The organism is Pseudomonas sp., assembly GCF_050739995.1.
In the GTDB taxonomy this organism is placed as follows: Bacteria; Pseudomonadota; Gammaproteobacteria; order Pseudomonadales; family Pseudomonadaceae; genus Aquipseudomonas.
The window spans coordinates 1-9,970 of the sequence record NZ_JBOICG010000775.1; the positions used below are offsets into that span (position 1 = coordinate 1).

The following is a 9,970-nucleotide window of genomic DNA, read 5'->3' on the forward strand; positions in this document are numbered from 1 at the left end:
GCGGTGGATCAGTCGACATCTTAGTTGACTGACACACTGTCATCGGGAGCAAGCCCCCTCCCACATTTGATCCCTGTATGCGTGTGACTACTCAGTAATCATCACCACGTTCGGTCACGTCCCGCTCCATCGGCTCCGCATTTGGGTCATACCCCACCGGGAATTTACCTTTGAGCGTCCAGGCGAAGGCGATGATCTCCGCCACTGTGCGATACAGCTCCTCCGGGATACTGTCCCCCAGTTCCATGCGCGCCAGCAGCTTCACCAACTCGGCATTCTCGTAGATAGGCACCTCATTTTCCCGCGCCAGCTTGAGGATGGCCTCGGCCAAGGCATCGTCGCCCTTGGCCGTGAGTGTCGGTGCCTGCTGGCCGTCGTACTTGAGGGCAATCGCCTGGCGGGGTGGGTTGGCGTTTTTCATGCGGTTTCATCCACCCAGCGTTGTTCCAATCCGGTTCGTGGCCCGCGCGGTGGGGGGCCGACGTGGCAATCCAGATCGCCCACATTGAGGCCGGAGGTCACCAAGCGCTCGCGCAGGCTGCCCAAATGGCTTTCGATCAAGCTGGCGGTGAATGGCCGCGTCGCCCATAACTGGCTGGACAGTTTGCCCTGGCTCAGTTGCGCTTGAACCTGCAACGGCCCCAGCGGCTCCATGTCGAACGCCAGTTCGACGCGCCAGAGCATCTGCTTGGGGTCTTTTTTCTCTTTGCGTTCGGGTTGGTCTTTGTCTGGCGCAGGCTCTTCACGTTGGAACTTGACCTGCAACGGCACGATGTCCTGCAAGGTGCGCATGGGGATTTCCAACTGCCAGGTGGTTTGTACGCGGCCGTCGGCGGTGGTGCCGGTCTGTTCCAGGCTCGACAACTGATGGCTCTGCAACCGCGAAACCGCGGCGGCGGCCAAGCGCAGCAGGTTTTCCAGGTCGCCTTCGCCTTCCAGGCGCTGCATCAGCCGATCCGGCAGCGGAAAGCCGGCGGGTGCTTGCCGGGCGCCGATCTGGCCAAGGGTGTTCAGCGGGTTACGCACGAAGTTGGGCAGCACCTGGGCCAGGGTATTGGCGGCGAGGATGGCGTTCAGGTTGGTGGGCGTGGGCAGGGCCGGCAGCAAGTCGGCGACCAGGCGCAGTAGCGCGCCCTTCATGTCCAGCGGAGGTATTTGCGGGTTTTGCCCGGCCAGCAACTTGGCTTCAAGAAAAGCGCCACTGTTCTGCACCAGTTGCGCCAGCACCTTGGGGTTGCTGACCTGGGCCAGGTCGGGCAGGGCGGCGAGCAAGCGGGCGGCAGCGGCGCGCAGGTCGGCGGAGGTGTTGTCGTCAGCCGGCAGGTTTTGCAGTGCAGTGAAGACTACATCCAGTGAGCCTTGGCGGCTTTGCTGGGTCGAGAGCTGCTGTGCGACCGCCAATTGATCCTTGAGCCCGCTCAAGGGTACGAAGTTCAGGGTTTGTGCATTTTGCACCACCGCGCTGAGCAAGCTGCCGACCCGCAGCGGCTGCGGGCTTTCCACCGTAAGGGTCGTGCCTGCCATGGCGTTATTCAGCACGCTCACCAGCGAGCGGTAGATCGCCGGTTGCGTGGCGCCCTGGGGCAGCATCTGGGTGGTCAGCACCTTGGCTTGCAGCAGGGTGCCCTCGGGCATTTGGGTGGTGTCGATGCGGGTGAGGGCGGCGACGTTGGCGCTCATGGCTTGTTGCAGGGTGATGGTCAGGTTGCCCGTTGGCGTCTGGCTCACCGCCACGTTGCTCCCCAACGGCAAAGGCTGGGCACTGTTGGCTTGGACTAACGTCTGACGACCGCCATCCAGAGTCAGCTTGAGCAGCAGTTGAAACGTATCGCCACCTTGTTTAAGCGCGAGCACTTCAGCGTTCACGGTTTTTCCAGGGTCGATCAGCCCTGTCTGCGGCTCCAGCAGTTTGAGCAACTCACCGGCCGGGGGCAGCGGGGCAGGCCCGGGCGCCGGGGTAGGAGGCAGCGGAGGAAGGTTGATCTCACCGGTCATCGTGCGCGTCGTCTCTGGGGAAATTGCCCTCTTTAGAGTAGGGCATCACATGTATAATGCCGCCCGTCTGTAGAGAGAGCGGTAAAAACCTCACAACTAATTGATCCAGCTCTCTAAACTCGGTCGCCAAAGCCGTTATTGTGCATCTCTCTATAACGGCCGCTGCACCGCCGACTTGAACCGTAAAGGCCCGCGATCTCTTGACCAGCCCTCTTCTTGAAGCCGTAGCGCTTGCCTGTGAACGCGACCTGCGCCTGCTGTTCGAACACCTCGAACTGCGGCTGACGGGTGGCGACATGGTGCAAATCAGCGGCCCCAACGGCAGCGGCAAGACCAGTTTGCTGCGTCTGCTGGCCGGGTTGATGCAGCCGACGGCAGGAGAGATTCGTCTCAACGGCAAGCCCCTCCACGAACAACGCAACGAACTCGCGCGCAACCTCGTGTGGATCGGCCACGCCGCCGGTATCAAGGATGTGCTGACCGCTGAAGAAAATCTCAGTTGGCTCAGCGCTCTGCATCATCCAGCCTCCCGCGACGCTATCTGGCAGGCTTTGGCGGCAGTTGGCCTCAAGGGTTTTGAAGACGTTCCCTGCCACACCTTGTCCGCTGGCCAGCAGCGCCGCGTGGCCCTGGCGCGTTTGTATCTGCCCGGCCCGCCGCTGTGGATTCTCGACGAACCTTTCACCGCCCTCGACAAGCAAGGTGTCGCCCAGCTCGAAGAGCATCTGGCCCGGCATTGCGAGCAGGGTGGTCTGGTCGTGCTGACGACTCACCACACCCTGGCGCGCATGCCCGCGGGTTATCGCGAGCTGGACTTGGGACGGTGGTCGGCATGAGCGTATTCGCCCTGTTGGTCGCCCGCGAAGCGCGGCTGTTATGCCGTCGCCCGGCTGAGCTGGCCAACCCGCTGGTATTCTTCGCCATCGTGATCGCCCTGTTCCCGCTGGCGGTCGGCCCTGAGACTAAACTGTTGCAAACCTTGTCTCCGGGACTGGTGTGGGTGGCCGCGCTGTTGTCCGTCCTGCTCTCGCTGGACGGGCTGTTTCGCAGTGATTTCGAAGACGGTTCCCTGGAACAGTGGGTCCTTTCGTCGCACCCCCTGCCACTTCTGGTACTGGCCAAGGTGCTGGCACACTGGGTTTTTTCCGGCTTGGCGCTAGTCTTGCTCTCGCCGCTGCTGGCGATGATGCTGGGGCTGCCTGTGGCGTGCCTGCCGGTATTGCTTTTGTCCTTGTTGCTCGGTACGCCGGTGCTCAGCCTGTTGGGGGCGGTGGGCGCAGCGTTGACCGTCGGCTTGAAGCGGGGCGGCCTGTTGTTGGCCCTGCTGATTCTGCCTTTGTATATCCCGGTGTTGATCCTGGGCAGCGGTGCTTTGCAGGCCGCGCTCATAGGCATGCCGGCGACCGGTTACCTCTTGTGGCTTGGTAGCCTGACCGCCCTGGCGGTAACCCTGACACCCTTTGCTATAGCGGCCGGCCTGAAGATCAGCGTCGGCGAATAATGAGGTCTGGCTGGGCGTTATACGTCAGCCAGTAAAGACCCTAAGCTTCTTGCCACGACAAGAAGCGCCCGTGATGGAAACAGCAATGAACTGGACCTGGTTTCACAAGCTCGGCTCGCCCAAATGGTTTTATGGCATCAGCGGCAAGCTGCTGCCGTGGTTGAGCCTCTTCGCGGTATTGCTGATCGGTATCGGCCTGGTCTGGGGCCTGGCCTTCGCGCCACCGGACTACCAGCAAGGCAACAGCTTCCGCATCATTTATATCCACGTGCCCGCCGCCATGCTGGCCCAGTCCTGCTACGTGATGCTGGCCGTGTGCGGCATTGTCGGGCTGGTGTGGAAAATGAAACTGGCCGACGTAGCCCTGCAATGCGCCGCGCCCATCGGTGCGTGGATGACTGCCGTGGCGCTGGTCACTGGCGCCATCTGGGGCAAGCCGACCTGGGGTTCGTGGTGGGTGTGGGATGCGCGACTAACGTCCATGTTGATCCTGTTGTTCCTGTACTTCGGCCTGATCGCCCTGGGCAATGCAATCAGCAACCGTGACAGCGCCGCCAAGGCCTGCGCGGTGCTGGCCATCGTCGGCGTGATCAACATTCCCATCATCAAGTACTCGGTGGAGTGGTGGAACACCCTGCACCAGGGCGCCACGTTCACCCTCACCGAAAAACCGGCGATGCCCGTGGAAATGTGGGCGCCGCTGCTGCTGATGGTGCTGGGCTTCTACTGCTTCTTCGGCGCCGTGCTGCTGATGCGCATGCGCCTCGAAGTGCTCAAGCGTGAAGCCCGCGCCAGTTGGGTCAAGGCCGAAGTGCAAAGCTGCCTGGGAGTGCGTGGATGAGTTTTGCTTCTTTCAGCGAGTTTCTCGCCATGGGCCATCACGGCCTGTATGTCTGGACGGCCTATGGCATTTGCCTGGCGGTGCTGGCCCTCAACGTTGCCGCGCCGATCCTGGCCCGCAAACGTTACCTGCAACAAGAGGCGCGTCGTCTGCGCCGGGAGACCGAAAAGTGAATCCGCTGCGTAGAAAGCGTCTGTTGATCATCCTTGCCATCCTGGCCGGCGTCGGCATTGCCGTGGCCCTGGCCTTGAGCGCCCTGCAGCAGAACATCAACCTGTTCTATACCCCGACTCAAATCGCCAACGGCGAAGCTCCGCTGGACACGCGCATCCGCGCTGGCGGCATGGTAGAGAAAGGCTCGCTCAAACGCTCTGCCGACTCCCTCGACGTGACCTTTGTGGTCACCGACTTCAACAAGGCCGTGACCATTACCTACCGTGGCATCCTCCCGGATCTGTTCCGCGAAGGCCTGGGCATCGTCGCCCTGGGCAAACTCAACGCCGATGGTGTCGTGGTGGCCGATGAAGTACTGGCCAAGCACGATGAAAAATACATGCCGCCGGAAGTGACCAAGGCCCTGAAAGACAGCGGCCAATCCGCGCCTGATACAACTGCAGCTCCAGCCAAGGAGGGCTAAGCCATGACGTCCGCACTGTTTATTCCAGAACTGGGCCAGTTGGCGATGATCCTCGCCCTGTGCTTTGCCGTTGTGCAGGCCGTGGTGCCGTTGCTCGGCGCCTGGCGCGGCGATCGCCTGTGGATGAGCCTGGCGCAGCCGGCCGCCTGGGGCCAGTTTGCGTTCCTGCTGTTCGCCTTCGGCTGCCTGACCTACGCTTTCATGACCGACGACTTTTCCGTCGCCTATGTTGCAAACAACTCCAACAGCGCATTGCCCTGGTACTACAAGTTCAGTGCCGTATGGGGCGCCCACGAGGGTTCTTTGCTGCTGTGGGCGTTGATCCTCGGCGGCTGGACCTTCGCCGTGTCGGTATTCTCGCGGCAATTGCCGCAAGTCATGCTGGCTCGAGTACTGGCGGTGATGGGCATGATCAGCATCGGCTTCCTGCTGTTCCTGATCATGACCTCCAACCCGTTCAGCCGCATCCTGCCGCAGGTTCCAGTGGACGGTCACGATCTCAACCCGCTGTTGCAAGACATTGGCCTGATCGTGCATCCGCCGATGCTCTACATGGGCTACGTCGGTTTCTCGGTGGCCTTCGCTTTTGCCATCGCCGCCTTGCTCGGCGGTCGTCTCGACGCGGCGTGGGCGCGCTGGTCACGGCCGTGGACCATCGTCGCCTGGGCCTTCCTGGGTATCGGCATCACCCTCGGCTCGTGGTGGGCCTACTACGAACTCGGCTGGGGCGGCTGGTGGTTCTGGGACCCGGTGGAAAACGCGTCCTTCATGCCCTGGTTGGTGGGCACGGCGTTGATTCACTCCCTGGCCGTTACCGAAAAGCGTGGCGTGTTCAAGAGCTGGACCGTGTTGTTGGCCATCGCGGCGTTTTCCCTCAGCCTGCTCGGCACGTTCCTTGTGCGCTCGGGCGTGCTGACCTCGGTTCATGCGTTCGCCTCCGACCCGGAGCGCGGCGTGTTCATCCTGATCTTCCTTCTGTTTGTGGTCGGCGGCTCGCTCACCCTGTTCGCCCTGCGCGCGCCGGTGGTCAAGAGCCAGGTCGGTTTCAACCTGTGGTCGCGGGAAACCCTGTTGCTGGGCAATAACCTGGTGCTGGTGGTGGCCGCGTCGATGATCCTGCTCGGTACGCTCTACCCACTGGTGCTGGATGCCCTGAGCGGTGCCAAGCTGTCCGTTGGCCCACCCTATTTCAACGCGTTGTTCATCCCGTTGATGGGCTTGTTGATGGTGGTGATGGCGGTCGGCGTGCTGGTGCGCTGGAAGGACACGCCGGTTAAGTGGCTGGCTGGCATGTTGATGCCGGTCCTGCTGGGCAGCGTGGCCTTGGCGGTCATCGCCGGTGTCGCCTACGGCGACTTCAACTGGGCGGTGCTCGCTACCTTCTTGCTCGCCGCTTGGGTGCTGTTGGCCGGCGTGCGCGATATTTTCGACAAGACCCGCCACAAAGGCCTGATCAAAGGTTTGCCGACATTGACCCGCAGCTACTGGGGCATGCAGATCGCCCACATCGGCATCGCCGTGTGTGCCCTGGGCGTGGTGCTGTCCAGCCAGAACAGTGCCGAGCGCGACCTGCGCCTGGCACCGGGCGAGTCCATGGACCTGGCCGGTTACCACTTCATTTTCGAAGGTGCCAAGCACTTCGAAGGGCCTAACTTCACCTCAGACAAAGGCACCGTGCGCGTCGTGCGCAACGGCAAGGAAGTGGCCGTGTTGCACCCGGAAAAACGCCTGTACACCGTGCAGAGTTCGATGATGACCGAAGCCGGTATCGACGCTGGTTTCACCCGTGACCTCTATGTGGCACTGGGTGAACCGTTGGGCGAAGGCGCCTGGGCGGTGCGGGTGCATGTGAAACCGTTCGTGCGCTGGATCTGGTTTGGCGGCCTGCTTACCGGGTTGGGTGGTTTGCTGGCCGCGCTGGACCGGCGTTATCGGGTCAAGGTAAAAAGCCGGGTGCGTGAAGCCCTCGGCCTGCAAGGAGCGGCGGCATGAAGCGTTGGTTGATGGTGTTGCCGCTGGCGGCATTTCTGGTGGTAGCGGTGTTCCTGTATCGCGGCTTGTACCTGGACCCCGCCGAACTGCCCTCGGCGATGATCGGCAAACAGTTCCCGGCCTTCAGCCTGCCGACGGTGCAGGGTGACAAGACCCTGACCCAGGCCGACCTGCTGGGCAAGCCGGCACTGGTCAATGTGTGGGCCACCTGGTGCATCTCTTGCCGCGTCGAACACCCGGTGCTGAACAAACTGGCCGAGAAAGGCGTGGTGATCTACGGCATCAACTACAAGGACGACAACGCCGCGGCCTTGAAATGGTTGGCGGAGTTTCACAACCCGTACCAGATTGATATCCGCGATGAAGACGGCAACCTCGGCCTGAATCTCGGCGTGTACGGTGCCCCGGAAACCTTCTTCATCGACGCCAAGGGCGTGATCCGCGACAAGTACGTCGGCGTGATCGACGAAGTGGTGTGGCGCGAGCAATTGGCGGCCAAGTACCAGGCCCTGGTCGATGAGGCCAAGCCATGAAGCGTTTGTTGGCCGCCGCTGTATTGGCGCTGGGTTTGGCCGGCATCGCCCACGCCGCCATCGACACCTACGAATTCGCCAACGACGCCGAGCGCGAGCGTTTCCGCGACCTGACCAAGGAACTGCGCTGCCCCAAGTGCCAGAACCAGGACATCGCCGACTCCAACGCTCCGATCGCTGCTGACCTGCGCAAAGAAATCTTCCGCATGCTGGAAGAGGGCAAGGACAACCAGCAGATCATCGACTTCATGGTCGACCGCTATGGTGATTTCGTGCGCTACAAACCGGCCCTTACCGGCAAGACCGCACTGCTCTGGTTCGGACCTGCCGGGCTGTTGCTCGTTGGCGTGGTGGTCATGGCCGTGATTGTCCGCCGTCGCCGCGCCGCGCCAACCGATGGCTCCGACGCGCTGTCCCCTGAAGAGCGCAAACGTCTCGACCAATTGCTGGACACCAAGACTGATGATTGATTTCTGGCTCGCAGCCGGCTTGCTGCTTCTGATTGCCCTGAGTTTCCTGTTGATCCCTGTACTGCGCGACCGCCGCGCCCAGCGTGAAGAGGACCGCACTGCGCTGAACGTGGCGCTCTACCAAGAACGCGTGGCCGAGCTGCAAGTGCAGCAGGACGAAGGCGTGCTCAATGCCGCCCAACTCGACACCGGCCGCGCCGAAGCCGCCCGCGAATTGCTGGCCGACACCGAAGGCGTGGAAAAACCCAGCGAATTGCGCCTCGGTAAACCACTGCCGTTACTTGCCGCTGTTTTGGTACCCGTACTGGGGCTCGGTTTGTACCTGCATTTTGGCGCTAGCGACAAGGTCGAACTGACCCGCGAATTCTCCCAGCCACCGGTATCCATGCAAGACATGACCCACCGCCTGGAACGCGCCGCCGCCGCTCAGCCGGATTCGCCGGAAGGCCTGTACTTCCTGGGGCGTGCCTATATGGCCCAGGACCGTTCTGCCGATGCCGCCAAGGTCTTCGAGCGCACCGTGGCCTTGGCCGGTCGCCAGCCGGAACTGCTCGGCCAGTGGGCCCAGGCCCAGTACTTTGCCGACAACAAACAGTGGTCGCCCAAGGTGCAGGCGCTGACCGACGAAGCACTCAAGCTGGACCCGAAAGAAGTCACCAGTCTCGGCCTGCTGGGTATCGCAGCGTTTGAAGGCCAGCGCTACCAGGAAGCTATCGACTACTGGAATCGCCTGCTGGCCCAACTGCCAGCGGAAGATAACTCCCGCGTAGCCCTGCAAGGCGGCATCGACCGTGCGGCCGAGAAGCTGAAAGAGAGTGGGGGCACCGTCGCGCAAAAAGCAGCGCTGAAAGTGCGCGTGGACCTGGCGCCCGACGTCAAGGCCAAAGCCCTGCCGACCGATAGCGTGTTCATCTTCGCCCGTGCCGTAAGCGGCCCACCGGCGCCGCTGGCAGCCAAGCGCGTCACCGTCGCCGAACTGCCCGTCACGGTGGAACTGGGTGATGCCGACGCAATGATGCCGCAGTTGAAACTGTCCAACTTTCCCGAAGTCCAACTGGTTGCGCGCATATCCCGGGCCGGTCAGCCGACCACTGGCGAGTGGATCGGCCGCAGCCAACCCTTGGCCAGCAGCACGACTGCGCTGCAGCAGCTGACCATCGACAGTCCGGACAAGTAATTCGAGGAAACGCCCATGACCGCATTTGCACGCATCACCCTGCTCAGCCTCGTTCTCGGCTTGAGCGCCTGTGCGGTCCACCGCCCACCTCCGGCGCCTACTGGCCCGACGATTCCACCCTCTGGCCCGTCGACCCAGCCCAGCACTAAACCCTCCGGCCCAGTGACCCCAGCGCCGAAACCGGTACCAAGCAAGTCCCCGACCTTCGCGCCACCACCGGGTGCCGCCAGCCATTGGGATGGCAAGATGCAGGTGTATGTGCTGGACGACCAGCCCGACACCTTCTACCGCCAGCGCACTTACTACCGCTGGAGCAACGGCTGGAGCCGCTCGATCAGCCCGAACGGGCCGTGGGAAGAAACCGACGTGCACGGCGTGCCGCCGGGGCTGAGCAAGCAATACGCGCAATGACAAAAGGCGACCTTCGGGTCGCCTTTTTCATGCCTGTGAAACACGCTTTCCAATCCAACGAGGATCAACTGTGGGAGCCGGGCTTGCCCGCGATGGCGGTGTGTCAGGCGCCGAATCGATTGCAGGTATATCGCCATCGCTGGCAAGCCAGCTCCCACAGGAGACCTCATCGGCTGTTAGGGATTCAGCGTCTGATCAACCAGCAACTGCGCAGTCTCAGTCATCTGCACCACCGCCAGCATCTTTCATGCCTGTGAAACACGGGCTCCAATCCAATGAAGATCAACTGTGGGAGCCGGGCTTGCCCGCGATGGCGGTGTGTCAGGCGCTGAATCGGTTGCAGGTATATCGCCATCGCAGGCAAGCCAGCTCCCACAGGAGACCTCATCGGCTGTTAGGGATTCAGCGTCTGA

12 protein-coding genes are annotated in these 9,970 nt (G+C 62.3%); 10 read left to right on the forward strand and 2 right to left on the reverse strand.

Features of this window, described 5'->3' with window-relative positions; genetic code table 11:
* Positions 1-91: 91 nt before the first annotated feature.
* Both ACRESD_RS26280 and ACRESD_RS26285 read right to left on the reverse strand, forming a co-directional pair.
* Entirely contained in the window at positions 92-421 is a 330-nt protein-coding gene (locus ACRESD_RS26280) for an EscU/YscU/HrcU family type III secretion system export apparatus switch protein (protein WP_431753574.1), read from the reverse strand.
* Positions 418-1,995: a flagellar hook-length control protein FliK gene (locus tag ACRESD_RS26285; RefSeq protein WP_431753575.1), complete on the reverse strand. Its 1,578-nt coding sequence runs from the start codon at positions 1,993-1,995 to the stop codon at positions 418-420. The genes ACRESD_RS26280 and ACRESD_RS26285 overlap by 4 nt, the downstream gene beginning before the upstream one ends.
* Positions 1,996-2,195: 200 nt before the next feature.
* On the opposite strand from ACRESD_RS26285, the gene ccmA reads away from it, so the two are divergent.
* The 10 genes from ccmA to ACRESD_RS26335 all read left to right on the forward strand — a co-directional run bounded on the left by ccmA (position 2,196) and on the right by ACRESD_RS26335 (position 9,557).
* Positions 2,196-2,831, forward strand: a complete 636-nt coding sequence (ccmA, locus tag ACRESD_RS26290; protein WP_431753576.1) for a cytochrome c biogenesis heme-transporting ATPase CcmA — start codon at positions 2,196-2,198, stop codon at positions 2,829-2,831.
* On the forward strand, positions 2,828-3,496 hold the full coding sequence (gene ccmB / locus ACRESD_RS26295; protein WP_431753577.1) for a heme exporter protein CcmB: 669 nt from the start codon (positions 2,828-2,830) through the stop codon (positions 3,494-3,496). The genes ccmA and ccmB overlap by 4 nt, the downstream gene beginning before the upstream one ends.
* 85 nt (positions 3,497-3,581) lie before the next feature.
* Positions 3,582-4,337 (forward strand): heme ABC transporter permease, encoded by a 756-nt coding sequence (locus tag ACRESD_RS26300; RefSeq protein ID WP_431753578.1) that lies wholly within the window; start codon positions 3,582-3,584, stop codon positions 4,335-4,337.
* Positions 4,334-4,510, forward strand: a complete 177-nt coding sequence (gene ccmD, locus ACRESD_RS26305) for a heme exporter protein CcmD (RefSeq protein ID WP_061435869.1) — start codon at positions 4,334-4,336, stop codon at positions 4,508-4,510. The genes ACRESD_RS26300 and ccmD overlap by 4 nt, the downstream gene beginning before the upstream one ends.
* A complete protein-coding gene (gene ccmE / locus ACRESD_RS26310) occupies positions 4,507-4,974 on the forward strand; it encodes a cytochrome c maturation protein CcmE (protein ID WP_431753579.1) in 468 nt (155 codons plus the stop codon). The genes ccmD and ccmE overlap by 4 nt, the downstream gene beginning before the upstream one ends.
* Before the next feature lie 3 nt (positions 4,975-4,977).
* On the forward strand, positions 4,978-6,966 hold the full coding sequence (locus ACRESD_RS26315) for a heme lyase CcmF/NrfE family subunit (protein WP_431753580.1): 1,989 nt from the start codon (positions 4,978-4,980) through the stop codon (positions 6,964-6,966).
* Positions 6,963-7,499: a DsbE family thiol:disulfide interchange protein gene (locus ACRESD_RS26320; protein WP_431753581.1), complete on the forward strand. Its 537-nt coding sequence runs from the start codon at positions 6,963-6,965 to the stop codon at positions 7,497-7,499. Before ACRESD_RS26315 ends, ACRESD_RS26320 begins: the two co-directional genes overlap by 4 nt.
* Positions 7,496-7,969 (forward strand): cytochrome c-type biogenesis protein, encoded by a 474-nt coding sequence (locus ACRESD_RS26325; protein WP_431753582.1) that lies wholly within the window; start codon positions 7,496-7,498, stop codon positions 7,967-7,969. The genes ACRESD_RS26320 and ACRESD_RS26325 overlap by 4 nt, the downstream gene beginning before the upstream one ends.
* Positions 7,962-9,146, forward strand: a complete 1,185-nt coding sequence (ccmI, locus tag ACRESD_RS26330) for a c-type cytochrome biogenesis protein CcmI (RefSeq protein WP_431753583.1) — start codon at positions 7,962-7,964, stop codon at positions 9,144-9,146. Before ACRESD_RS26325 ends, ccmI begins: the two co-directional genes overlap by 8 nt.
* A gap of 15 nt (positions 9,147-9,161) precedes the next feature.
* Entirely contained in the window at positions 9,162-9,557 is a 396-nt protein-coding gene (locus ACRESD_RS26335; RefSeq protein WP_431753584.1) for a hypothetical protein, read from the forward strand.
* The last annotated feature ends 413 nt before the right edge of the window (positions 9,558-9,970 follow it).

Coding starts and splice junctions, on each gene's coding strand:
- ACRESD_RS26335 (WP_431753584.1), top strand. CDS start 9,162: ATGACCGCATTTGCACGCATCACCCTGCTCAGCCTCGTTCTCGGCTTG.
- ccmI (WP_431753583.1), top strand. CDS start 7,962: ATGATTGATTTCTGGCTCGCAGCCGGCTTGCTGCTTCTGATTGCCCTG.
- ACRESD_RS26285 (WP_431753575.1), bottom strand. CDS start 1,995: ATGACCGGTGAGATCAACCTTCCTCCGCTGCCTCCTACCCCGGCGCCC.
- ccmD (WP_061435869.1), top strand. CDS start 4,334: ATGAGTTTTGCTTCTTTCAGCGAGTTTCTCGCCATGGGCCATCACGGC.
- ccmB (WP_431753577.1), top strand. CDS start 2,828: ATGAGCGTATTCGCCCTGTTGGTCGCCCGCGAAGCGCGGCTGTTATGC.
- ACRESD_RS26315 (WP_431753580.1), top strand. CDS start 4,978: ATGACGTCCGCACTGTTTATTCCAGAACTGGGCCAGTTGGCGATGATC.
- ACRESD_RS26280 (WP_431753574.1), bottom strand. CDS start 421: ATGAAAAACGCCAACCCACCCCGCCAGGCGATTGCCCTCAAGTACGAC.
- ACRESD_RS26325 (WP_431753582.1), top strand. CDS start 7,496: ATGAAGCGTTTGTTGGCCGCCGCTGTATTGGCGCTGGGTTTGGCCGGC.
- ACRESD_RS26320 (WP_431753581.1), top strand. CDS start 6,963: ATGAAGCGTTGGTTGATGGTGTTGCCGCTGGCGGCATTTCTGGTGGTA.
- ACRESD_RS26300 (WP_431753578.1), top strand. CDS start 3,582: ATGAACTGGACCTGGTTTCACAAGCTCGGCTCGCCCAAATGGTTTTAT.